The sequence below is a fragment of the Limnothrix sp. PR1529 genome, from assembly GCF_002742025.1.
Taxonomy (GTDB): domain Bacteria; phylum Cyanobacteriota; class Cyanobacteriia; order CACIAM-69d; family CACIAM-69d; genus CACIAM-69d.
The window spans coordinates 25,285-49,529 of record NZ_LIRO01000025.1 but is presented as its reverse complement, the minus strand read 5'-3'; the positions used below and the strand labels follow the sequence as shown (position 1 = coordinate 49,529).

The 24,245-nt window shown below is 54.8% G+C and carries 22 protein-coding genes and 1 pseudogene; 10 read left to right on the top strand and 13 right to left on the bottom strand.

Annotated features, from left to right (window positions below; all coding sequences use genetic code 11):
- The 5 genes and pseudogenes from AMR42_RS04495 to AMR42_RS04475 all read right to left on the bottom strand — a co-directional run.
- A pseudogene (locus tag AMR42_RS04495) lies at positions 1-501 on the bottom strand (hypothetical protein); the annotation flags it as partial.
- Positions 502-505: 4 nt separating this feature from the next.
- Entirely contained in the window at positions 506-2,017 is a 1,512-nt protein-coding gene (locus AMR42_RS04490; protein WP_099532272.1) for a cobyric acid synthase, read from the bottom strand.
- A 78-nt stretch (positions 2,018-2,095) separates the two neighbouring features.
- Positions 2,096-3,328: a hypothetical protein gene (locus AMR42_RS04485; RefSeq protein WP_099532271.1), complete on the bottom strand. Its 1,233-nt coding sequence runs from the start codon at positions 3,326-3,328 to the stop codon at positions 2,096-2,098.
- Between the two features lie 44 nt (positions 3,329-3,372).
- A complete protein-coding gene (locus AMR42_RS04480; RefSeq protein ID WP_099532270.1) occupies positions 3,373-5,697 on the bottom strand; it encodes a Calx-beta domain-containing protein in 2,325 nt (774 codons plus the stop codon).
- 574 nt (positions 5,698-6,271) lie between these two features.
- Entirely contained in the window at positions 6,272-7,174 is a 903-nt protein-coding gene (locus tag AMR42_RS04475; protein ID WP_158234355.1) for a Calx-beta domain-containing protein, read from the bottom strand.
- A 16-nt stretch (positions 7,175-7,190) separates the two neighbouring features.
- Between AMR42_RS04475 and AMR42_RS20225 the strand changes: the two genes are divergently transcribed.
- Complete coding sequence (locus AMR42_RS20225) at positions 7,191-7,631, top strand: hypothetical protein (protein WP_158234354.1); 441 nt, start codon at positions 7,191-7,193, stop codon at positions 7,629-7,631.
- 346 nt (positions 7,632-7,977) lie between these two features.
- Here the strand turns inward: AMR42_RS20225 and AMR42_RS04470 are convergent, their stop codons facing one another.
- Together AMR42_RS04470 and AMR42_RS04465 are read right to left on the bottom strand one after the other, a co-directional pair.
- The gene (locus AMR42_RS04470) at positions 7,978-9,084 is read right to left on the bottom strand and encodes a glycosyltransferase family A protein (RefSeq protein ID WP_099532268.1); all 1,107 of its coding nucleotides are present in this window, start codon (positions 9,082-9,084) and stop codon (positions 7,978-7,980) included.
- Positions 9,085-9,098: 14 nt separating this feature from the next.
- Positions 9,099-10,316: an ABC transporter permease gene (locus AMR42_RS04465; protein WP_099532267.1), complete on the bottom strand. Its 1,218-nt coding sequence runs from the start codon at positions 10,314-10,316 to the stop codon at positions 9,099-9,101.
- A gap of 412 nt (positions 10,317-10,728) precedes the next feature.
- Between AMR42_RS04465 and AMR42_RS04460 the strand changes: the two genes are divergently transcribed.
- The 5 genes from AMR42_RS04460 to AMR42_RS04435 all read left to right on the top strand — a co-directional run bounded on the left by AMR42_RS04460 (position 10,729) and on the right by AMR42_RS04435 (position 15,687).
- Positions 10,729-11,703 carry a restriction endonuclease gene (locus AMR42_RS04460; RefSeq protein WP_099532266.1) on the top strand — a complete coding sequence of 325 codons (975 nt, stop codon included), beginning with the start codon at positions 10,729-10,731 and terminating at the stop codon, positions 11,701-11,703.
- A 445-nt stretch (positions 11,704-12,148) separates the two neighbouring features.
- Positions 12,149-12,628, top strand: a complete 480-nt coding sequence (locus AMR42_RS19745; RefSeq protein WP_158234353.1) for a hypothetical protein — start codon at positions 12,149-12,151, stop codon at positions 12,626-12,628.
- A gap of 309 nt (positions 12,629-12,937) precedes the next feature.
- A complete protein-coding gene (locus tag AMR42_RS04445; RefSeq protein WP_099532263.1) occupies positions 12,938-13,918 on the top strand; it encodes an NAD(P)-dependent alcohol dehydrogenase in 981 nt (326 codons plus the stop codon).
- 385 nt (positions 13,919-14,303) lie between these two features.
- Positions 14,304-15,302 (top strand): protein-methionine-sulfoxide reductase catalytic subunit MsrP, encoded by a 999-nt coding sequence (gene msrP / locus AMR42_RS04440; RefSeq protein ID WP_099532262.1) that lies wholly within the window; start codon positions 14,304-14,306, stop codon positions 15,300-15,302.
- A gap of 112 nt (positions 15,303-15,414) precedes the next feature.
- A complete protein-coding gene (locus AMR42_RS04435) occupies positions 15,415-15,687 on the top strand; it encodes a hypothetical protein (protein WP_143472931.1) in 273 nt (90 codons plus the stop codon).
- A gap of 110 nt (positions 15,688-15,797) precedes the next feature.
- Here the strand turns inward: AMR42_RS04435 and AMR42_RS04430 are convergent, their stop codons facing one another.
- The 3 genes from AMR42_RS04430 to AMR42_RS04420 all read right to left on the bottom strand — a co-directional run bounded on the left by AMR42_RS04430 (position 15,798) and on the right by AMR42_RS04420 (position 17,998).
- Entirely contained in the window at positions 15,798-16,136 is a 339-nt protein-coding gene (locus AMR42_RS04430) for a DUF5615 family PIN-like protein (RefSeq protein ID WP_143472930.1), read from the bottom strand.
- Between the two features lie 199 nt (positions 16,137-16,335).
- Complete coding sequence (locus AMR42_RS04425) at positions 16,336-16,647, bottom strand: DUF433 domain-containing protein (RefSeq protein WP_099532259.1); 312 nt, start codon at positions 16,645-16,647, stop codon at positions 16,336-16,338.
- A gap of 295 nt (positions 16,648-16,942) precedes the next feature.
- Positions 16,943-17,998, bottom strand: coding sequence for a lysophospholipid acyltransferase family protein (locus AMR42_RS04420; RefSeq protein WP_234406596.1), 1,056 nt, complete (start codon positions 17,996-17,998; stop codon positions 16,943-16,945).
- A 612-nt stretch (positions 17,999-18,610) separates the two neighbouring features.
- Here AMR42_RS04420 and AMR42_RS04415 point away from each other — a divergent pair.
- Positions 18,611-19,423 (top strand): ABC transporter permease, encoded by an 813-nt coding sequence (locus AMR42_RS04415; protein WP_099532275.1) that lies wholly within the window; start codon positions 18,611-18,613, stop codon positions 19,421-19,423.
- Between the two features lie 403 nt (positions 19,424-19,826).
- On the opposite strand, the gene AMR42_RS20220 is transcribed toward AMR42_RS04415, so the two are convergent.
- Entirely contained in the window at positions 19,827-19,991 is a 165-nt protein-coding gene (locus tag AMR42_RS20220) for a hypothetical protein (protein ID WP_158234352.1), read from the bottom strand.
- On the opposite strand from AMR42_RS20220, the gene AMR42_RS04405 reads away from it, so the two are divergent.
- From AMR42_RS04405 to mutY, 3 genes are all read left to right on the top strand, one after another.
- Entirely contained in the window at positions 19,986-20,192 is a 207-nt protein-coding gene (locus tag AMR42_RS04405) for a DUF2949 domain-containing protein (RefSeq protein ID WP_099532257.1), read from the top strand. The two genes, AMR42_RS20220 and AMR42_RS04405, sit on opposite strands and share 6 nt — an antisense overlap.
- A gap of 267 nt (positions 20,193-20,459) precedes the next feature.
- Complete coding sequence (locus tag AMR42_RS04400) at positions 20,460-20,807, top strand: DUF760 domain-containing protein (RefSeq protein ID WP_099532256.1); 348 nt, start codon at positions 20,460-20,462, stop codon at positions 20,805-20,807.
- 41 nt (positions 20,808-20,848) lie between these two features.
- A complete protein-coding gene (mutY, locus tag AMR42_RS04395) occupies positions 20,849-21,976 on the top strand; it encodes an A/G-specific adenine glycosylase (RefSeq protein ID WP_234406594.1) in 1,128 nt (375 codons plus the stop codon).
- Between the two features lie 181 nt (positions 21,977-22,157).
- Here mutY and sat read toward each other — a convergent pair whose 3' ends face one another.
- Both sat and AMR42_RS04385 read right to left on the bottom strand, forming a co-directional pair.
- Positions 22,158-23,342, bottom strand: coding sequence for a sulfate adenylyltransferase (gene sat, locus AMR42_RS04390; RefSeq protein WP_099532255.1), 1,185 nt, complete (start codon positions 23,340-23,342; stop codon positions 22,158-22,160).
- A 130-nt stretch (positions 23,343-23,472) separates the two neighbouring features.
- Positions 23,473-24,144, bottom strand: coding sequence for a hypothetical protein (locus tag AMR42_RS04385; RefSeq protein ID WP_143472929.1), 672 nt, complete (start codon positions 24,142-24,144; stop codon positions 23,473-23,475).
- Positions 24,145-24,245: the final 101 nt, after the last annotated feature.

Below are 24,245 nucleotides of genomic sequence, written 5' to 3'. Positions count from 1 at the left end.
GAATTGGGGCGTTGCGGAAGGGGTGGGGGTGTTGCGTCTAGGGGCCCAAGCACCACATTCAGTTAGGAGGGCGCTGGGTTGGTCGCTGTAGGCACTCATGCAGTCGATCGTGATCCTCGATCGATTGGCGGAGTTGTAGCGACTGGCCGGAACACCGGTGCTGGTGGCGGCGGAGCCACTGCCACGATTGGGGTTGCTGCTAGGGCCGCTGGCGGAATTGGGTTGGCTGGGCGGCGGCCCGCCGGAGTTGCCGCTGCCGGGCGAGGGCGTAATCGGTTCTTCGAGGTTGGGAGCCTGGGCGTTGGGGTTGCGGCAACGGGCCAGGGCATAGGGATCATTTCCCGCGCGGCGCATACAGTCCAACAGGCCGGGACTTTGGGCCTGGGCGGTGGGTGTGCCCAAGGTCACAAGGGCCAACAGCCCGATCGCCCCTACACCCCTGGTGATCACGGTGGTGATCGCGAGTTGCCACTGAGAAACCATCGGTCGATCGAACACCATCGGCTCAAACCTCCAGGTAGTCGCACAGCCGATCCAGGGTTAAGGATGTTTCCAAAAGGTCGGCCATTCGATCGTACAACTGTTGCCGATGTTGTTGCCAGGATTGGGGGTTGGGGCGATGGGTGGTGATGCCGGCCAAGCGGGTCAGGGTTTGGCGCACCGCCGCCGACTCAAACAGACCATGGACATAGGTTCCCCAAACGCAGCCTTGGGCCGATCGGGCCCCTTCCGGTTCCGGTGGTTGCCCGATCGGCTCCAGGGTCAACAATGGATCGCAAGGGGCAATCGGGCGGGTTTGACCCATGTGAATTTCATAGGCTTGCCAGCGATCGAGTTGCGGAATGTCGTGCTGTGAGGTTGCACCGGCCTGGTTGGGCCAATGGGCCGTCACTTGGCGCACGGTTTTTTGTGGAAAATAATCCGTTTCCACCGGCAGCAGACCCAACCCCGCCATCTCGCCCGCGGCCCCCGCAATGCCCGTGCGATCGACCAGCGATCGGCCCAACATTTGATAGCCCCCACAAATGCCCACCACCGGTACACCCTGGGCGGCGGCCCGTTGAATGGCCGCTGCCAGTCCCGTTTCCTGGAGCCAAGCCAAATCCCGCAGGGTGTTTTTGCTGCCCGGCAACACGATCGCCCGGGCGGTGGCCAACTCGGCCGGCCGCGTCACCCAGCGTACCGCCACCCCTTGATCGATCGACCAAGGTTGGCTGTCTTGGGAATTGGACAAAAACGGAAACCGAACCCAGGCAATCACAGGGTGATCGCATTCCATAGGAGTCTCTTCGGCCGATCGACAGAGACTATCTTCGCTTTCCGGTTGCAACTCCGCCGCGTAGGGTAAGGTTCCCAAGTAGGGCAGGTGGGGCAAATGCTGCTGAAAATAGCGATCGGCATCGGCAAATAGCCGCAAATCGCCCCGAAACTTATTCACCACTAAGCCCAATCCCAAGGCCTGAGCCGATCGGGGCATCAGTTGGTAGGTTCCCACCGCTTGGGCGAAAATGCCGCCTCGTTCAATGTCGCCCACCAACAGCCAGCGCCCTTGGAGATGCTCGATCGGGCGCAAATTCACCAAATCCCGGTGCATCAAGTTCAATTCCACCGGGCAGCCCGCCCCCTCCAGCACCAACACATCACAGCGATCGCGCCAGTCCGCCAGGGTTTGCGCCACCACCTCCCACAGGCGATCGATATGTTGGTAATAGTCCGCCGCCGCAATATGTTCCCCGGCTTGGCCCAACAGCACCAACTGCGATCGGCTATTGCCCGAAGGCTTCAACAAAATGGGATTCATCTCCGCCACGGGCCGCAACCCGCAAGCCTCCGCCTGGGCCGCCTGGGCCCGCCCAATTTCGCCCCCTTCCAGGGTCACGAAGGAATTATTGGACATGTTTTGGGCCTTGAACGGCGCAACCCGCAGACCTCGCCGCCGCAACCAAGCGCAAAGGGCCGTGGTTACCCAACTTTTGCCCGCGTTGGAGGAGGTTCCTAAAACTGCGATCGACTTCATGGGTTCTGATTCGGGTCGAAATGCTGAGGGAAAAGGTCAAAACCCTTGCCCCTCAGCACTCTAGCGCTGGATTGGCGATTAAACAAAATCCTTCGCTTTGGTTGAAAGGGCAGATCCCAAATTGCCCGCCAACACCACCTCGTAGTTGTAGCTGCTGTTGGCCGATAATGCGCCACCGCCCACCCGTTGGGTCATGGAGGTTTTGTCGGGCCGGCGAGGGGCATAGGTGGAATCGGCCTGAACAATCACAGTCCCACCCGAGAATTGCAGCCCCTTGACCGTTAAGGAATTGGTTCGATCATCCGCAACACTGACCGTGCGCCGATCGTTGCGAGCCGTCAGGTAGGTGGCGTTTTGGATGTTGCCCGTGGCCAGGTCAACCTTGGCCAGAATGCTGACCCGGCTGCCACCGCCTCCGCCGGGACTGCCATCCGTGTAGCCGCGCAGCCAACCACTGCCCGTGAATCGGCTGTAGCCATTGCCCGGCTGAGTGCCCGTGGAGGTGAAGACGGCGTAGAGGTTGGAACCATCCCAAGCCAAACCCGTGCCCGTGCCGTCATCGTTGGTGGTTTCGTAGTCCGTGCGCACCCATCGTCTGACCCCGTTGTTAAAGCTCACCAGGATCGGATCCTTGTTGGCGGAGGTCACTTGGCGATAGCCGATATAGACGGTGGTGGTGCCGATCGTGACTTTGGGGCCGTTTTTCGCGGCGATCGCGGCTTCCGAGTCGTTGATTCCGAAGGTAACGGCGTTTTTCACCGAAGATTGCACACCGTTGCGAGGCACATTGATCGATCGGGGCAGATCTGGGGCGATTGCGGCGGCCTCCTCCTGAGGCGCTCCGGTCAGGGGATCCAGCGGGCGATCGGGGGCATCGGTTCCCGATCGACGACCAAGATGATCCCAATCCTGATTGAAATCGCCACCCGTTCCACCGCGCCTCAGGTTGCGATTTTGTCCCCAGGAATTCAACCAAAAATCATCACTGATCTGACCCAAATTAACCTGATCATTCACTCCAGCATCAACCGAAGAATGTTCAGGCCAATCAACTCCAGAAAGAAGCTGCTTTGTACTGAGAAATTCGGAAACGTGATCAATGTTTTTGATCTCAGAATTTTGGGTCTCAGAATTTTGGGTCTCGATCGCGTGATGGGTGCTGAAGCCGCCTCCGGAATTGTGAGCATGGGTGGGCAGAAAGTAGGATGCAACCCAACTGGAACCCATCGTCCAACGTGGCTCAATGCCTTGGCCCAGAACAGCCGTTGCCGAATTGGCCAAGCTTCCTCCCTCAAAATCAGTAGATGCCATCAAGAACTCCAGACGATCGTGAGCGGGCCCTGGCATCCTAGGCCTCAAATGAAATCTTTGGCCCGCGTGGACAGGGCAGATCCCAAATTGGCTGAGAGTACCACTTCGTAGTTGTAGCCCGTGCTGGCGGGCAGCGCACCATTGCCAACACTTTGGGTCATGGCTGTTTTGTCGGGACGGCGCGGCGCATAGGCCGAATCCGCTTGCACCAGCACATTGCCGCCCGTGAAACTGAGACCCCGCACAAACAGGGAGTTGGTGGTGTCGTCACCGAGGGTGGCGGTTCCCTTGTCATTGCGAGCCGTCAGGTAAGTGGCGCTTTGGATGTTGCCCGTGGTGGGGTCAACCTTGGCCAAAATCCCCACTTTGCCGCCGCCGCCGCCGCTGGGGCTGCCGTCTGTGTAGCCCGTGAGCCAGCCACTGCCCGTGAAGCGACTGAGGTTATTCCCCGGTTGGTTGCCGGTGGAGGTGAAGACGGCATAGAGATTGGAGCCATCCCAAGCCAAGCCCGTGCCTGTTCCATCATCGGCGGTGGTTTCGTAGTCGGTGCGTACCCAATTGCGCACGCCGTTGGTGAAGCTGACCAAGATCGGATCTTGATTGAGGGCCGACACCTGTTGATAGCCGATGTAGATGTTGGTGTTGCCGAGGGTAATTTTGGGGCCATTTTTGGCGGTGATCGCGGCTTCCGAATCACTGGGGCTGAAGGCAACGGCACTGGCCACGGAGGATTGCACCGGGCCACTGGTGGGCGTGGTGGTCGCGCTGGAGCCGCTGGCGGCGCTGTCGATGATGCTGATTGTGGCGGCGTTGATGCTGCCCAGTTGTCCGCCCGTGGGACTGCTGAGGTTGAGTTGGAAAGTTTCCGTTGGCTCGGCCAAACTGTCGTTCAGGATCGGGATCGTGAGGCTGGCGACGCTCTGGCCAGCGGCGAAGGTGAGCTGGCCGTTGATGGCGCTGTAGTCGAGACCGGCCAGGGCGGTTCCGTTGCTGGTGGCGTAGGTCACCGACAGGGGTTGGGACAGGTCGCCAGTCCGTCGCACGGGGATGGCGAGGGATCCGCCGGTTTCGTTGATGCTGTAGCTGTTGCCATCCAGGGAAACGGTGGGGCCGGTGGGGGTCGTGCTGCTGCCGCCGCCGCTGCCGTCGCGGATGATGAGGGTGGCGGTGGCTCGATCGAGCTGGGCCCCCACGGGATTCGACAACAGCAGGGCCACGGTTTCATCGGTTTCCGTGAGGCGATCGTCTGTTAGGGGAATTGAGATGGTTTTGCGGGTTTCGCCGGGAGCAAAGGCGATCGCGCTGTTCACGGGGGTGAAGTCTTGGTTGGGGGTGGCCGTGCCGCTGCCGGTGCTGAAGGTGACCTGGGCGGCGGTTTGCAGGTTGCCGGAACGCTCAATGGTAATCACGGCGTTGCGATCTGGCTCGTTGCCCACAAAGCCGCTGCCCAGGAAGCGCAGGATCGCGGTGTTGGCGTTCAGACTTTCTTGGGAAATCACGTTGCTGGCGCTGAAGCTATTGGGGTTGATGCCCTTGAGAACGGCCAGATAGCGGCCCGTCGCCCGATCGCGGACGATTGTGTCGCCGCTGTTAACGCCGATGCCAGCCGTGAAGTCCAAATCTTCAAACCGTTGACCGCTGGGCACGACCAGCCGATCGGCTCCTTCCTGCAAAAAATCCAAAATCACATCGGCCGAGGCGATCGAGCTGCCACCCGCCACCGCACTGATCAAAAACAGATCGGCCCCAGCGCCACCGGCCAGGGTGTCGGCTCCCAAATCCCCCGACAGCAGATCATCACCCAGGTCGCCCAGCAGTTGATCATCGCCCGCACCGCCCCAGAGGGTATCGGCTTCCTTGCCGCCGCGCAGTCGATCGTTGCCCTCATTGCCAAAGATCAAATCGCGGCCACGGTTGCCAGCCAATTGGTCATCGCCCGCTAGCCCCTGGATTTGATCATCACCATTCCAACCCAACAGCAAATCGCGACCAGCGCCCCCCGTGAGCGAATCGGCCGACTCGCTGCCAAAGTTGAAGCGGTTGAACCCGCCGCCCGGTTCGCGCCGTTCTCGAAATCCCGATCGCGCAAAATGTTCCAGGCCCGAAGTGAGTTGACCCCGCCCGATCGCCCCTTGCACATCGGGATTTTGGGCTAAATAGTTTGCTTCGTTGTAAAGCGGCAACACCGCTTGCAAAATTTCATAATCACCGCTGGGGCTGCGGCCTTCGCTGAAACCATGCTGTGAAAAATGTGCAAAGCCCGATCGCAGCAAATTACCGCTCACCGCAAGGTTCACATCGGGATTTCGGGCTAAATAATCCGCTTCACGATAGGCAAAACTCGCCACCTCAAAACCGGTGAAATCCATAGATCGGCTCCGTCTAGCAAAACTGATTCGCAGGGAAGGGTAGGAGCTGTCATCGCATTCACTGAATCCCTGATGCCGGTGCGATCGACCGTGGGCCCTGACCGCTGAAACCGGTTTTTCACGAAGGCTCCAGTTTTTGGCCTCCTGCCCTCGGATCAGGACAGGATCAGGATTGCGAGGATTTGATGACAGACCCTAACGTTTCTTTTCGAAAGTTTTCCTGAGAAACCGGAATTGCGCTCTGAAACTGAATTGGATGGTTTTTGGGGAATCAGAGGAGCTGTAAAAATAATGCAAAGGGGAATTTAATCAAGATGTCTAAAAAGCCAAAATGGCTATTTGCAAATTTCATCAGCAATTTCATCGATCAACAACGAAAAGGGGTCGAGATTCTATCGCTTTTTCGAGATGTTTTTGAGGCATCGTTGACCCATTTCTGATCAATCAATTTTCTGATCAATCAATTTTTGACCAACCTTAATGGAGCAGGGGCACGCCGATCGACATGCCCGATCGCTCTGGATTCAAATGCGAAATTGACGATGGGCAACTACTCGGCCCACTTCAACGCTGCTCAAAGACCATGATCACTGATGGTGAGGGTAGCGGTTGCCAAATCCAGCTCAGCTCCAACGGGATTGGACAGCAGCAGCATCACGGTTTCGTTGGGTTCCGTGCGCCGATCGTCTGTTAATGGGATGGTGATTGTTTTGCGGGTTTCGTCGGCCCCAAAGGCGATCGAGCCGGTGATGGGAGTGAAGTCTTGGTTGGGGGTGGCCGTGCCGCCGCTGGTGCTGAAGCTCACGCTCACGTCCGTTGTCGTGTTCACCGATCGCTCTAGGGTAATGGTCGCCTTGCCGTCCAGCTCAACGCCCAGAAAATTACCCTTGCTGAACCGAATCACGGCCGGGGTTGGAGCCAAGCTATCTTGGGACACCACATTGCTAGCGTTGAAGCTGCTGGGGCTGATTCCCTTCAGGATCACCCAGTTTCGGCCCGTCGCCCGATCGCGCACGATCGTATCGCCACTGTTGTTTCCCGTTCCGGCGATGAAGTCCAAATCTTCAAACCGTTGACCGCTGGGCAGCACCAACTGATCTGCCTCGCTGGTTCGGAAATCCAAAATCAAATCCGCTTGGTCGATCGCGCCCCCATCCGTCGCCATCCCAATCAAAAAGCGATCGGCCCCCAAGCCGCCAGTCATCGTATCAAGACCCAATTCGCCCGCGAGCCAATCGTCTCCCAAATCCCCCAGTAACTGATCGTTGCCGCTGCCGCCCCACAGGCTATCTGCCCCTTGTCCCCCTTGAATCCAATCATGGCCATCATCGCCCCATAGCTGATCACGGCCTTGGTTGCCCAACAGGCGATCGTCCCCATCCAAGCCGTGTAATTCGTCATCACCACCGCCACCTTGAATCCAGTCCCGGCCAATGCCCCCAAGAACCAAATCGGCGTTTTCGGTGGTTAGCTCCACACGATAAAAACCATCATTGGCGCTGCGGCGTTCCCGGGTTCCTGGGGCGATCGGGGGGATTAATTCACCGTTGGATGGGGAGACAGGCGTGGTGGCCAGAATTGCAGAATTGGCGACTAAATTGCTCGCTGCCGCATTGAGCAAGAAATCTGCTGTTGAAGCCGCTACTGAAACCGTTTCGGAAACAGAGTTTTCACTTCTAGAAACTTGGTTGACTGGGAAATTGTTGGATGCCAAGTGCCAGAAGCTGAATTTTGGGAAACTTGGGTTCGAGGAGCGGCTGATTTCAAACGTTTGCGCCCCAGAATTTGATTCTCGACAAGCAAAATTTGCCACACCAAACTCGTTAAAGTTCATGGGAAAACTCCGTCAGTCGTGGCTGATTTTTAGGGAATATAATTTTTTCTTCAGAAGTTTAGAATTGAAACCGGATCTAAAAGATAGTTTTATTTTGTAAAGGCAAAGTGCCAAAGCGCACTCATGAAAACGCTTTTCAATTAAAAAAGCTTATGTTCTGATGAGAATGGATTATGAAAAATAAAATGCATAATCAGAAAAAGTTCCGTGAATTCAATTCAATTCGATCAGTAACTTAGGTGGCTTTTGAGATCTTGGAATCAGATTAGATTGTTGGCTTCAATTGGAAAAAATTGAAGCAATGGGCACTTTGGCGAAATACTCCCACCTAGCATTAACCTCGGGCAAAGTCAGGAGTCAAATTTTTTACCCACGGTGCGTCAAATCGGTTGCTTTGACTTACGGAAGGGGTATTGACAGCCGGATAGACAAACGCCAAGGAGCGATCAGCCTTTGGGGCGATCGAACCGATCGAGCTGGCAATGAATTGGCTCCTGAAAGCGGGGCACGAGGGTCAGGGCCAAGATTCGATCCTGGATGCGCTGTAGCCCTAGTTGCTCGATCGCCCTTTGCCCGATCGTCCCCGGTAGCCCCATCAGCCCCATCTTGAGCAAGATTTGCGCCACCAAGGGCCATTGCTTCAAGACCCCGCGATGGCACTGCAACACTTGCCAGGCAAAGCGGGTGGCGGTTTTGGCGCGGCGCGGCTGGGCGGGGCCGTCCAACGCCTTAAAGAGCAGATATTTGTAGCGGTTGCCCCAAATGATTGCCCGATGGGGAGTGAGCTGGTTGGGCGATCGGGCGATCGCCGTTTGCAAAATTTGCCGACTGACGCGCTCCTGTCGCCACACGTTTTCCGATGAGGAGGTGGGCCGTTGGCGATAGAACACATGGCATTCGGGCACTTGGGCCGCTGGAAACTGCCAAGCCAATCGTAGCCACAAATCCCAATCTTCTGAGGGAACCAAGTCTGGCTGAAAACCGCCCACTTGGCTCAAGGCCGATCGACTCACCAGCACATTAGACCCGCTGGAAACAAAATCCGTGACCAACAGGGGCCCATAGATCCAACCGCTGAAGGGGCTGGTGACCGGCTGCCCGATCGCCCGGCCCGAATCATCGGTGAGTTGGGTCCAACTGTAAACCCAACCGGCGGCGGGGTTGGCCGCCAGGGCCGCCAGTTGGGCCCGCAGCTTGTCGGGATGCCAGCGATCGTCCGCATCAATAAACCCAATCCAGTTCCCCCGCGCCCGATCGATCCCACGATTCCGGGCGATCGCCTGTCCCCCGTTGGCAAAGGCATAAACCCGAATCCGGCCATCGGCGGCCGCCATCGACTCAGCCAAGGCCCGGGAGCGATCGTGGCTGCCGTCGTCAATAATCAACAGTTCCCAATCGGGTTCCGTTTGGGCCAAAATCGAGGCCACCGTATCCGCCAGGGTGTCTGCCCCATTGAACACCGGCAGCACGATCGACACTTGCGGCCGGTGGCTGTCCTCGGTGCTGTTGTCCTCGGTGCTGCTGGTTTCGGGTTCGGTGGCTTCCGTGGCCATGATCTAGGTGCTACCTAAGCACTGCGAAGGGCCACGATCGGATCCAGCTTGGCCGCCTGTTGGGCTGGAATTACGCCAAAAAAGAGACCAATCCCGCCTGAGACACCCACAGCCACCCCGATCGCGGTGCTGGAGGGGGCCGCTTCCAAGTCCGTGGCCGCGCTCACCAAGGCCAAGCCGCCCACGCCAACGGCCGTGCCGATCGCCCCGCCCAAACTAGCCAAAATCGTCGCTTCAATCACAAACTGCATCAAAATATCCCGTTGGGAAGCCCCGATCGCCTTGCGCAGCCCAATTTCTTGGGTTCGTTCCGCCACCGACACCAGCATGATGTTTGTGATGCCAATGCCGCCCACCAGCAGGGAAATACTGGCGATCGCCACCAACATCACCTGCAACGTGCCGGTGATCGCCCCCAGAGTGTTTTGCAAATCCTGCTGGTTACGAACGGTGAAATCATCCTCGCCCACAATTTTGTGTCGTCGGCGCAGCAGGTTCTCAATTTGGAATTGGGCGGCCCGCATCACCGTTTCATCCCGCGCTGACAGGGAAATATAACTAACACTGGTTCCATAGGGCGATCGACGACCCACCAACCGGTTCGCCATGGTGCGCAGCGGCAAAAACACGGTCATGTCCATATCCATGCCAAAGCTGGATCCTTTGGGCTGCATCACCCCAATCACCTCTGCCCGCAGGTTGCGAATGCGCACAGACTGCCCGATCGGGTCTTGGCCGTTGAACAATTGCCGCGCCACCTCAGACCCCAACACCACCACCCGTTGCACCCGTTGACCATCGAGCTTGGAAATGAACCGGCCCCGATCGACCTGGAAATCTCGCACTTCGGTATAGTCCGGCGTGGTGCCAATGACGGTGACGCTGGCGTTGCGGCCCCGGTAGCTCACCACCTCGTTCCCGGTCAGCTCCGGAGCCACAGCCACCACGGTGGGCACTTCTGTAGAAATGGCCTCCGCATCTTCCAGCACCAGGGTTTGTGGGGGCCAAAGGGGCCGACGATCGGCCTCCGGGCTGCCGGGGCGAATAAACAATGTATTGGGGCCCAAGGATTGCACCTCGGCGGTCACAAACCGTTGGGCTCCCTCGCCCACCCCGATCGTGGCAATCACCGAAGCATTACCAATCACAATCCCCAGCATGGTGAGGCTGCTGCGCAATTTGTTGGCGGCCAAGGTGGCGATCGCCATTTTGAGGCTTTCCCAGAGGTTCATCGGTAAGGGCGATCGTCCGGGCGATCAACGAGGGGACTGGAATTTGCTTTGGACTTTGCTTTCAGAGTTCATCCTAGCGAACTCCCAAAACCCTGCGGCGATCGCTGAGCCTAGTAGCGTGGCTGTTTTAGTTCGATCGGTCAGGTCAAATGATGGTTGCTGTTAGGCGATCGGCAGGCAGCATTAATCTCCTGATCATCACGACTGACTCCGCAACGTTGACCCACGCCCTACGAGTTGCGGTCAGCATCCCGTAAATGAGGGCATATCCCGTAGTGACAGGATAGTACCCGTAGTATCGGAGTTAGACCGCACACGCTTGACAACACCCTGCTGAGGAGAGTTATCCTGCACTTGCGGTCTAATACATAGTTAGGTGTACAATCTACTCTCCCAATCTTTGTCCTTTAATATGAAGAAGGAAGACAGAAACAAGCTTCTAGATAGGATCGATCATCTCGCCTCAGAATCAACAAAGCTGAGTCCGCTTGAAGCAGAAGATATTTACACTAATGTTCTGCTGCCACTGCTTATCGAGGATGGATATGAAGTTAGTAAAACTGCAAGATTAGCTGATGGAGGACTCGACTTTGTAGCAACTCGTCCATCTACTGAGACTCTCACTTCTCAAAAACTCGGAATTCAATTCAAGTACTATCGATCTGGTCATGCTATAGGTTCTGATAAAGTTCGTGAACTGGTGGGTGCGGCACTCTTTAATCAAGTTGATAGAGCCATTCTTCTTATAAATACACGATTTACAAAGGCTGCACTAGAAACTTCAAAACACGAATTTCCCCTTCAGCTAGAATTAATTGATTTAGATGCTCTTCGTGCTTGGGTATCTCGTTTGCAGGTTGACGATGAAAAATTCATAGGTGAAGTTCAACAGATCCTTAAAATTGTTAGCCAGCAATTTGCGATGCTAATTGCCCAGCAGCCAAATATTCTTAACGACCTAGAGTGGCGAGATCTGGAGCGTACTATAGCTGAAATCTTTGATGGACTTGGTTTTGATGTTACTCTAACACCACCAAGTAAAGATGGTGGCAAAGACATAATTCTGAAGTGTCAAGTTCAAGGACAGCATCAGAAGTATATTGTGGAAATTAAACATTGGAGATCTCGTTCTCGTGTTGGAGGTGGGGATTTGCGAGATTTTCTCAATGTAATCCTTCATGAAGGACGTGATGGTGGATTATTCCTATCTACCTATGGTTTTTGTGACAATGCTTTTGAACAACTTACAGAAATAGAGCGACAGAGATTGCGGTTCGGGAAGCAAGAAAAAATAGTAGCTCTCTCACGTACTTATATGAAGGCTAAATCAGGAATTTGGTCCCCACCTGAGAAGTTAGCTGAAGTTCTTTTTGAAGATACGATCTAGCGAGTTGAGTGTTGTATGGCACACCTAACACTTCATGGCAGCGGACAGTTGAAAACTGCTGGTACTGAGTTCGAGGTTATCTGCTGCCGCTGCATTTTGCCGTTATGCGACAAAAGGTTCTAAGTATTCTTGAGGAAGAATATAATTTTGGCTTGGGTGTTTTCCTGAAAAGCTGTAATCCTAGTGATCGCTGAGCCTAGTAGCACGGCTGTTTTAATTCGATCGGTCAGGTCAAATGACTGTTGCTGCTACTCGATCGGTAGGCAGCGAAGGTATTAATCTCCTGATCACCACGACTACCTCCGCAACGTTGACCCACGCCCTACGAGTTGCGGTCAACGTCCCGTAAATGAGAGCATATTCCGCAGCGACAGGACAACGCCCATAATGCCGGAGTTAGACCGCTAAACTCTGGGCTAGGAAATGAAGTATTTCAACTTAAATGATGGAAAGATTTCAGGACACAGGAGAGACAGTTCAATCATTTCAAGATCAAGTTCTTGTGCGCTGTCCTCATTGTGGTTCATGTGCTGTTGTGCGTTGCACCACTCCTGAAAATTTTCGGTTTTCTCCTCGCAGGTTTTCCTGCAAAGCCTGTGGCTCCTACAAGGATTGGGCTGAAAGCACAATTTCAAGAACTTGGAAAAATGAGCCACCAGTAGATGATTATTTTCATTACCCTTTATGGTTGCAAGCGCCTTGTTGTGGCCAAACGCTTTGGGCTTACAATTTTGAAAATTTAGATTTTATTGAAGCATTTGTCAGCGCAAGATTGCGAGAAAGTCAACGCGACGAAAATGATCTTTGGTCGAATCGTAGCTTATTTTCGCGCTTGCCGAAATGGATTCAATCAGCTAAGAACCGAGAAGCTATTTTAAAAGTTATCAACAAAATTCGTCAATCAAATGAGGGCGCTTTTCAGTAATACCTCCTAATACAGCCCTTACTTCGATTACTAAGCACAGTCGCCTGTAGGGTGGGCAGTGCCCACCAAACCGTTGCTTCATGGCATGTGCAATATGACGTGCCAATTATTTTAGGTAAAGGCTGTAAGATGATTGTTCTCAAGTTATTGACGAAGCGGCATGATCTAAGAATTCTAGTGCGGCGGGCTGTCGAAAATTGATTTATAAGAAACGTGACGAGGATTAAAGTCGCTGACCAGAAACGTTGGGTTTCGCAAAGTCAATGAATAAAAAATATGGCAAACTAAAGCTATCTTTGAGGAAAATTCATGAAAGCAATTGTATGTGTAAAGTATGGATCTCCTGATGCTATGCAGCTTAAAGAAGTAGAGAAACCTACTCCTAAAGCAAATGAGGTGCTAATTAAAATCTATGCAACAACAGTAACGTCAGCAGACATTCGCATCCGAAAGGCTGACCCATTCCCCGTAAGATTTTTCTACGGTTTCGCAAGACCTAAAAACAACACCATACTTGGGTCGGAGCTGGCCGGAGAAATTGAAGCAGTTGGTGAAAATGTAAAACAATTCAAAGCAGGTGACCAAGTATTTGCTGGTGCAGGAACTAGCCTCGGTGCAAATGCTGAGTATATTTGTCTGCCTGAAGCAGGAGCGGTGGCGATCAAGCCTACCAATATGACCTATGAGGAAACTGCTGCCATTCCTTTTGGGGCAACAACTGCATTGATTTTCCTAAGAGATAAGGGAAAGATTCAGAGCGGGCAGGAAGTTTTGATCTATGGCGCTTCTGGAGCAGTAGGGATGGCTGCCGTGCAGCTTGCCAAATTCTTTGGCGCACAAGTGACCGGAGTGTGTAGTACAGCGAAGTTAGAATTGGTGAAATCTCTCGGATCTGACAACGTTATTGACTATACGAAAGAGGATTTCACTCAAAATGGTAAAACCTACGATATTATTTTCGACACAAGCGGCAAAAGTCCATTTTCAGGCTGTCTCAGGTCGCTAAAAAATAATGGCATCTATCTTAGAGCTGTTCATATCAATCTATTGCCGATAGTCCGAGGGCTGTGGACTTCAATTACCAGCAGCAAGAAAGTCATAGGTGGGGTAGCGATCGAGCGTAAAGCAGATCTAATTTTCCTGAAAGAGTTAATTGAAATGGGCAGGATGAAATCGATCATCGACAGGCGTTATTCACTGGAACAGACTGCCGAAGCGCACAGGTATGTTGAACAAGGACACAAGAAAGGGAATGTTGTCATTACTGTGGCGCAAAGCAACAAAACCTAACAACGCGCTGCACCAGAATTTTCAATAGGGTCTATTAACTTCTAAAACCTGTCTGCGCTTGGTGAATGTAACCGCTAGACTACAAAGGGTTCTAGTAGCGCGACATCCTTAAAATATTGGGTCAAAGTTGCGGAGCCAGTTGTGGTAATAAGGGGCTTAAGCCCCTTGCTGCTTAACGATCAGGTGACAGTAACAGCCATATCATTTAACCCAGTGAATTAAGGCAGCCGTGCTACTAGGTATTCTTGAGGAAGAATATAATTTTGGCTTGGGTGTTTTCCCGAGAAGCTGTAATTCTAGCGATCGCCTGCCCTAGTTGCCGCCGCGATCGCACCCGATCGACTGTGCTCGACTCACCGCGCTGACTGCCCGCCCTGTCTATCCCATGACCTTCTTTAATCTGCGCCCCGACTGGCAATTGCGCGATCGCGAAGCAACGGATCCAGCCCTGTTTCTCAATCGCCGCCGATTTTTGCAATCCCTCGCCGGGTTCAGCATTGCCGGTGGTGTTCTGTCGCTGACGGGTTGCCAAAATGCACCGACTGGCGAGCTGGAAGCGGCCCCACCCCCCGGCCCCACCACCATGCGATCGCCCTTCGTTGGGGTGCAGCGCAATTCCCAATTTGCCGATCCGCAGCGAGCTGTCACGCCCCAAGACTTAGCCGGCCGCTACAACAACTTCTATGAATTTGGCGGCACAAAGGACATTGCCCAGCGGGCCCAACGGTTGCCCACCAATCCCTGGACCGTGGAAGTGTCGGGATTGGTCAAGCAGCCTAAAACTTGGGCGATCGAGGATTTAATCAAAGCCTTTGAGATTGAAGAACGCATCTATCGGTTTCGCTGCGTCGAAGCTTGGGCGATGGTTGTGCCTTGGCTCGGGTTTCCGATGCGCAAACTGATCGAAGCCGTCGATCCTTTGCCCGATGCCAAGTTTGTCCGCTTCACCTCCTACTACAACAAAGACATCGCGATCGGGCCGGCCTGGGCCTATCGCGACCTCCCTTGGCCCTACACCGAAGGCCTCACGCTGGCGGAAATGGCTAACGACCTCGCCTTTTTTGCGGTGGGTAACTATGGGCAAATTTTGCCGAAGCAGCATGGCGCACCGATTCGGGCTGTCCTGCCTTGGAAATATGGCTTTAAAGGGGCTAAGTCGATCGTCAAAATTGAGTTTTTGCCCCGGCAGCCCCTGACCTTTTGGAACACTCTGGCTCCTGATGAATACGGCTTTGAGGCCAATGTGGATCCCCTGGTTCCCCACCCCCGCTGGTCGCAGGCCACGGAGCGGTTATTGGGATCGGGCCCGCCGCTCGCCTGGAAAACGGTTCCCACCCGTCCCTACAACGGCTATGGACAATGGGTTTCTGGTCTTTATGCGTAGGTTAATTATTGCAATGATCATCAAGCTGTAACGATCGCCTCGACCGCTGAATTCTCCACAAGCCACAATGGCCAAAGTTCAGGATTTACCGGCCAGCAGAGGAGGCGATCCAATGCCGATCGACTTTCAAAGAGCTTTGGTGATGCGGTTTTGGCAGTTGGCCCGCTGCCGACCCGTTGCGGGGTATGCCATGTATTTGGATGTATTGGAGGGGCGATCGGTCTTGGCCATTGATTGCCGGGCCCAGAGTGCGGCTCACAAGCTTTGGGAACAGCGGGCCCAACTTAATCAAGCGGCCTGTCAGCTTGGCATTGAGCGCTTGGTGTTGCGGGTGCGGGGTGAAATTTGGCGATCGCCCTGGCAAGCCACGGCTACGGATTCCTAATCAATTACCCTTATTAATTGCCCTTGATCCCATGGTGAATTTCTGACAATTGGTGAACCGTGCCGCATGAATCGCTGATTGCTGAAAAATTAGCTCATATTGCTGAAAAATTAGCTCAAAATTTCGATTTTGCCAGCTAATTCCGTCGGCTGAAAGGTCTCATAGAGCAACAGCAATTGACGCACTATCCGCCCGATCGGGAGGGCCAGCGGACTATAAACCACGCCCCCATGATCTTTTTGCGATCCGGCAAACTTCACCAGCGTCACTTCCGCTGTCACGAAAACCAATTGGTGGCGATAGGCAAACAAAAGCTGGGTGGCATCGCTCTGGTTCTGGAGCTTCACCTCTGTGGGCCGGGTGGCCCGCACCCCATAGCCGCGCAGGGCTGCGCTGACGGCGGGATCAAGGCTGTCGTCTAGGTAAAATCCCAAGCGTGGTTGGCTCACGGGTTGCGGGGGTGTCAAGAGCATCTCAGGATTGGATATAGCCTGAAGCGCGATCGATTGCAATTTCCTGAAACTTTCCGCACCCTTTCGCGGCCGCTCCGGAGCGATCGCCACAACGCTCAGGGATGAGGTGGGCTACCGGCTCGATCGGCACTCAATCACTTGACCGAAAAACGCTCAGTTAAGGACGCACTCAGCCCTAATCTCCGCGTAGCTCACTGAGGCGCTCCTGAAGAACGGAGACTTGGCTTCGCTGAAATCCGGCAACGAAGGCCAGGTCTTCGTGAATGGCCAAGTCCATTTCACTGCGGTGGTCAAAGTAATAGGCCATGGCTGCATAGAGGGCCGCCAGGGGCAGTTGATAGCGCCCAGCGATTTCCTCGATCGATTGGCCAAGTCGTAGATGCATCAGGGCCACATCGGTCACGGTAATCCGGGTTCCGGCCAGCCGCGGACGACCGCCCCGAATCCCCGGTGTGGTTTCAATATGGCGTGACAAGCTTTTACTCATCGAACTGGGCTGTGCAAGAGTACCCATTTTGACGTGTATTTTCTGACATGTATGTTTGGACATGTACTGGCGGCGCATCGAGGTTGAACTTGGCTCAAATTTTGAGAGGCTGTTCCGATGCGGCCCCGTCGCGATTGTCACACTTTGGTCAGCTTTTGGGCCGCCAATGACATGGCCAGGAGTATGGCCAAAATCCGGGTGATTGGATTGCTGGTTCAAGCTTTGATTTTAAGAGAGCGCGGGGATCTTTGCCGGTCAGGGTCAAGCCCTTAATTCGGAGGGCAAACTAGCGAGACTAGCGGGGCAAATCACTGCCGTTCAGTGGCTCCGTAGGAGACTGTGCCAGTTGATTCAAGGCATCAGCTAAATCTTGGGTCAGGGTGGGGGCGGCCACCTTGGCCGGGCGATCGAGATATTGTGCCAACGGGAGCGATCGCCCAATCATCACCCGCACACCACAGCGCCAACCCACCTCCGGCGAACCATATTCCACATGAATCGGCACGATATGCACACCCGAATGGCTGCGTTCCGCCTGGATTGCCATTCGCGCCAAACCGGGCTTGAGGGGGTGCAGGTGGCCATCGCGGAAAATGTCGCCTTCCGGGAAAATCACCAGGGCCTTGCCCGTTTCCAGCACTTTGATGCCATGGCGAACGCTGGCAATGCTGGGGTTGGTGGTGTCTACGGGAAATCCACCCATGCGCTGAATAAACCAGCCTTGGAGGCCTCGGGAAGCTTCGTTGGCCGAAACCATGAAGTGCAAATCGGCGGGGCAGATGGGCCGGCCAATGGCGCAGGGAACCACCAAGGCATCCCAGCGCGATCGATGGGTGGGGGCAAATAGGAGTGATCGGGCGTTTTGGGGCAGGTTTTCCAAGCCCTCGATCGTCACGGAACCAAAATAGGTTGGCAACACAACCCGTCGGGCCAGGGGATAGAGCACCCGCGCGAGCCAAGGCAACACACAGGAGCGAATCGACCCAGAATCAACCACATGATCCATGGCTTGATGAGTCGTGGCTTGATGGGTCGAGGTTGGGTGAGTCGGGGTTTGGCAATCCTGGGTTGGGTGAGTCGGGGCTTGAGTTGTGGCTTGATGGGTTGGCCCCGGCGCTGCTGGGGAGGCGGGCTGCTGTTCGCTGGGAGAATCTGCCCGATCGCCGTTGTTGGAGGAAAGATTGCGTTCCGCATTCAGCGGGTCGTCTAGCTGCATTACCGTCCCCCGCGCCGTCCCTGGCACCGAATCACTCACCATCGACATGGTGACGGTGCTGCTGGCCGGTCTGGATGGCCCTTGGACAGTCGGGGCGTTCGGCACAACCTCAGTAGAAGCAGAGTTTAGACGCATCATGGGCAGCTAGAGTTCCCCGACCGGTTGGATATTCTTCATGGTTTCTGAGGCTAACAATACCAGGTTGATTCTGCTGGCCAGTTCATGCACCGTCTGGACAAGAGCCGGGGCGGGGATCGGTGGCTGGGGGCCGGCGTTCTCGCCACCACAAGCCTTGGGCGAACTGGGGCAGACCCGCAGTGAGCGCAACTTTGTTGACCAGGTACGTTGATGGGTGGATTGCTTTTTGTAACAAATCCTTAATAATCATTCTATGGGATCTCACCCCTATGGAATTTCACCCCGATCGCGATTACCAGCTCATGGCCGCCAGGTTTCTACCCAATTTCTGCAAAATCTCTGCGAAATGCCTGCGAAATCTTGGCTCAATCCCGCGCTCCTGTTGGTTCAATCTTTCTGATGGTTCAATCTTGCTGAATTAAGTTTTTTGCGCGGGTCTGGACTGGTCTTGAGTTGATTCCCGAGCTGATCCCCAAGTTGATTCCCAGCCAAGCTTGCGCAAACCCTGAGCCTGTTGGGCTTTTTCTGAGCGCTGTCCGAATCTTTTGCTAAATCCTTTGCCAAAACCCTATGTACGAAGCTACTGCCCGATCGAACGATCGCCCCATCATGACTCCCAAGGGCGATCGACCCCAGCCCGCCCTTTTCAAAACCTTTTGGGCCGATGCCCTATCCGTTTTTTGGGGCGACTGGCTGAAGTTGCGGGTGCGGGTTGGGCAGGTGGCCGCTTCGGGGCTGGTGTCCCCGCTGATTTATATCCTGGCTTTCGGGTTGGGGTTGGGAACCTCTCTTGATGCCGTGGCTAAGCCTTCCGCAGGCGATAGCTATTTGGAATTTATCTTGCCGGGGATGGTGGCCCTGTCTTCCATGGCCATTAGCTTTGGGGGCACAACATTTTCAATTTGCGGCGATCGCCTGTTTACCAAGACCTTTGAGGAAATGCTGCTTGTGCCGGTGCATCCCTTGGCCATGCATCTGGGACGGATGATGGCGGGCATTGTGCGCGGCCTGCTGACGGCTGGTTCGGTGATTTTGGTGGCGGTTCTGTTTACGGGCAAGGTTTGGAGCTTTTTAAATCCGCTCTTTTTGCTGTTGCTGGTGCTCAACTGTGCTGTGTTTGCGGGCTTGGGGGTGATTGTGGGCCTTTCGGTGCAGTCCCTGGAAATGGTGGGGCTGTACAACAATTTTCTGATTGTGCCCATGTCCTTTTTGGGGGCCACGTTTTTTGACCCGGCTAAGTTGCCGCCGCTGCTGAAACCGATCGTCTATTGCCTGCCCTTGACCTACACCAGCATTGGCCTGCGATCGGCTGCTTACCTTCCCCTGAGCGAGTTTCCTTGGTACAGCATCCCAATTTTGCTGGCGGTGGCCACGGTGTTGGCGTTTTTGGGGGCCCAGCGGTTTTCTCAGCAGCAAGATTAGCGACTGTCCCCGGGGTGAATGGATGGCGATTGCTGGGAATCGGTTGCCATGGTTTCGCAGCAGTCGATCGCGCTTGGGTTTCGATCGGTCTTGATTGGTAGCACCTCAGTGGCGATCGGTCGTAATTGGCTGAGCCGTTATGGGTTCGCCGGAACCGCCAGAAGCCATACCCAGTCAATGGGGATCAAGATCGCAACATCAGGCGATCGCGATCGCAGACTCTAGCGGGTTTGCGGCCGAAACTTAAGGCTAGAGCGCTTCATAGTCTCTAACCCTGTACTCTCGCAACTCTTGACCCAGTGCTTGGGTTGGGTGCGCCCGGTGCTTCCATTCCTCAACACAGGACAGCTCAGAAACTGGACAACGTGATCCTGAGCCTGAGCCAGGGCCCCGAAACAGAGAGTCAGAAAACCGCTGGATGGTGATTCAGCCCCGCCTCGATCGCAGTGTGAACCCTGTTAATTGCCGCCGAAACCAAGGCGCGATCGAGACCGGTCAGAATCAGGCACTTGTTGCCAATCCAATCCAGCCGTTGACGACGGTGGCTAGGAGGTAAAAAGCTATGCAACGTCAGGGATTAGAAGGTCTGGTTCGGTTTTTGCAAGAAGATTTGCAGTTGAGTGCCGCAGATTTGGCGCTGGCCCTCAAGCACCCCGACAGTGGCAATAATTTGCCAACGATTTTGTGGCAATACGGAGCAATTACCACGCAACAGCTCGATCGGGTGTTCGATTGGCTGGAACGGTGGATGTCGCCCGAAGGAATTTAACGGCTGGCGGTGCGCGGTTGAGAACAGGTGGTTGGACAAATTTGGCCCAGCTCGGAGCCGTGCAAAGTAGCTCCCAGCAAAGCCAAAGCCGATGCCAAGCAGATTCAGGGCCCAAGGCTTAAAAGCGCGTTGGGCGATCGCGCCAAGGCGGTTCGGTTCTGACGACCCCCCAGTTGCTCATTTGCTTGTTAGATTGTGCTTGTTCATCGGAGACCATGCGCACCGTCCACCCGCGAGGTTTGAATCGTGGCCCCAGAACTGAACCCCATGTCTAACTTTTGGAAAAGCGAGCCAATCACCGATCGCGAACCGAGCGAATCGTTGATGCGATACATCCAATCCCTCAATCCGGAAACGATCGCCCATCTGTCGCGGCCGGCTTCCCCGGAAACGATTCGGATGATGGAGCACAACATCGTGGGTTTGCTGGGCGTGTTGCCCGGCGAGCAGTTTGATGTGTCCATCACCACCAACCGCGAACATTTGGGGCGGCTGCTGGCTTCGGCCATGATGAGTGGCTACTTTTTGCGGAATGCTGAGCAACGGATGAGTTTTGAAAAGTCCTTGCAAAACTGGTCGGGTGATTTGGCTGGCGACGCGCCGACGGCAGATTAGGCCCGATTCGGTTCAGTAGCCGGTTGTTTTATGAACCTTGGGTGATTTTGCGTTCCTCAATTGCTGAAACCTCAGAACCGCTGCCGGTTTCGGCGGCGGTTTTGCAGCGATCGCTCCTGAATTGGTACGATCGCCACGGCCGCGACTTGCCTTGGCGAAAACCCCCGGATGTGTTGGATCCTTACCGGGTTTGGGTTTCGGAAATTGCCCTCCAACAAACCCAAGTCAAAACCGTTTTGCCCTACTACCAACGGTGGTTCGATCGATTCCCCACGATCGCTGATTTGGCGCGAGCCGATTTGCAAGCGGTGCTGAAAGCCTGGGAAGGCCTGGGCTACTACAGCCGGGCCCGCAATCTGCACCGGGCTGCCCAGTTGGTGATGGAACGGCATGGGGGACAATTTCCCCGCACCCTGGCCGAGGCGATCGCCCTGCCCGGCATTGGCCGCACCACGGCCGGCGGCATCCTGAGTTCTGCCTTTAATTTGCCCTTGCCCATTTTGGACGGCAACGTGAAGCGGGTGTTGGCGCGGTTGATTGCGCTGCCCGTTGCGCCAGCCAAAGCGCTCGATCGCCTCTGGGCCGCCTCCGAAGCGGTCGTCTCGCTCGATCGCCCCCGAGACCTCAACCAAGCCCTCATGGATTTGGGGGCCACGGTTTGCACCGCCCGAAAACCGGCCTGTTTGGTTTGTCCTTGGATGGCATACTGTCAGGCGTACCAAACCAACCAGCAGCAGCAAATTCCCGTGAGCGAACCGAAAGCACCGATTCCCCACAAAGTGATTGGCGTGGCCGTGATCCGCAATCCCCAGGGGCAAATCTTGATCGATCGCCGGCCCGCCGAAGGGCTATTGGGCGGCCTATGGGAATTTCCGGGCGGCAAAGTGGAACCCAATGAGTCGATCTCTGACTGCATCCGCCGGGAAATTCAAGAAGAATTAGGCATTGAAATTGCCGTCGGTGAAGAACTGATTGTGGTGGATCATGCCTACACCCACTTCAAAGTGTCGCTGCATGTGCATCTTTGCGAGCATCTGCAAGGGGAACCCCAGGCGATCGCGTGTGATGAAGTGCGTTGGGTAACCCTTGCCGAAATTGATCAATTTCCCTTCCCCAAGGCCAACACCACCATCATCGAAGCCCTGAAGCAGCGCTTTCCTGATGCCTAGAGAAGATTGCTCCAAAAAAATCAGGCTCTAAAAATAAGGGCGCACGATCGTGCGCCCTGCTTGATCTGAATTGATGAAAACCAGTTCACAAGACCTCTTGCATCCATCAGCCCCCCTTGGGAGAAGGGGTTGGGGGATGAACGCTCCTAGCCAATTCGCGTCAGAGGTCTATTGAGTAGCTCTAGATTGAGTAACTCTCAGGGATTTTCATTGCCCGGGCCAACTCAGCCGCCACCAAAGGCCGCGAGAATTCCGGCGGCGGCAACTCGCCCCGACGCAGCATTTCGCGCACCTTCGTGCCCGACAGGTGAATCCGCTCGTCCGGTTCGCTGGGGCTGGTCTTGGTGGTGGCCATGCTTTGGGTGCGCTTGCAGTAGAACGCGTGTTCGAACTTCAGCGGCATGATTCCTAACTCACCCGGCGCAAACTCATCGAAAATGTACTGCGCATCGTAGGTTCCGTAATAGTCACCCACGCCCGCATGGTCACGACCCACGATGAAATGCGTGCAGCCATAGTTCTTGCGAATGAGGGCATGGAAAATGGCTTCCCGGGGGCCCGCATAGCGCATGGCGCAAGGGTTGATGGCCAAAATCACCCGGCCACGGGGGAAATAGTGCTCCAGCATGATTTCATAGCAACGCATCCGCACATCGGCGGCAATGTCATCGCTTTTGGTCACTCCCACCAGGGGATGCAGGAACAGGCCATCGGTGATTTCCAGGGCGCACTTGATGATGTATTCGTGGGCGCGGTGGATTGGGTTGCGGGTTTGGAAGGCTACGATCGACTTCCAACCCTTGTCGCGGAAAGCATGGCGCGAGTCGATCGGGTCAATTTGATAGAGCGGGAAGCGAGAATCCGGCTCGCGCTCCAGCAACCAAACGGGCCCAGCTAAATAAGTCGCCCCTTGGCCATAAACCACCGCCACACCGGGGTGTTTCTCTTCGTTGGTGCGATAGACGTTGAGGGCTTCCCGGGTCTTGTCGTAGTGATATTTCTCCGTCAGCTCCAGCACGCCAATGAAGCGACCGGTGGGATCGTCTAGGCGCACCAATTGCCCTTCGCTGAGGGTGTTGGCCTGCTCATCGGTCACGGGCAGGGTCACGGGAATGGCCCAGGGCAGCCCGTTGGCCAAGCGCATGTCGTCAACCACGGTCTTGTAGTCCGCTTGGCCCATGAAGCCATCGATCGGGCTGAACGCACCAATGGCGATCGCGATCAGGTCACAGACGGCGCGATCGTCCAGGGAAATGCGCGGCAGGTGGTCGGCCTTGCTCAGGAATTCGGCCTTTTGCTCAGGGCTGGCAATGCGGTTAATCAGCGTGCCGCCGTGAGGGGCGATCGCGTCGGCTATACGGGTCATGGAACTCGGGGTGAGGTTGCTTCAAGACAATAATCAGTAAAAATTCAACACTAAAATGGTCGCCTTGTGGCCGGCTAGGGGATAGCCAGGGTTTTTCATCTCCAACCACGTTTTAGTTAAAAAATGCTCTTTAGTTAAAAAATGCCCTGGTTTGTAGATATAGCCCAATCACGAGGGGAATGACCACATAGGCATAGGATCGAAGATTTGCAATGGCAATGGATCGGCCAAGATGAACTGAAGGGTTGGGTAGCCACTTCGCTAGACAAGCTCCCTCGATCGCCCAACTCATTGCCCAGCCAATCATAAAATAGGTAAAGGCACAGAAAAGCTCAATCCAAAAGGGAAACTTGGCATTGATAATGCCAATAATGACCAATGCCAATACTAAATTAAAAGGCCAAAACAACAACCACAGCCATCGCCAGCCAACAGACCAGGGTGTTAGCTGCCGTAAAGCATCATAGGTTGTCAGTCCCATTAAACCTAAGCAGCCAATGAGTACGAAAGTAATTCTTCGGTTCCAGTCATCACCGTAGCTTAAAAACGGTATGCCAACCAACCCAAATGAAAAAACAAGACCTGTGATTGATGAAACCAAATTAGCGCCAGTTACTGCAATCCAAACTCGCTTAGAGGAATAAGTTTCGCGCTTAAGGATTGTGATTGCTTCAATAGCAATGATGGCCAGCAAGCCCCACCCAAAGCTGATGAATGATGCGAAAAGAGGCAAGTTAAACAGGGGGACAGCCATGGGTGGCCAGCTATTGGCCCAAGCCGCTTGGGGCAGGGCGATCGTCACTAGCAGGGCGATCGTGCCTGTAACCCAGATCATTAGGCGGGGATAGATTGTGGAAAACGGAAACCAACGAGACCAACAAGGGCGATTTGATTTTTGGGGTG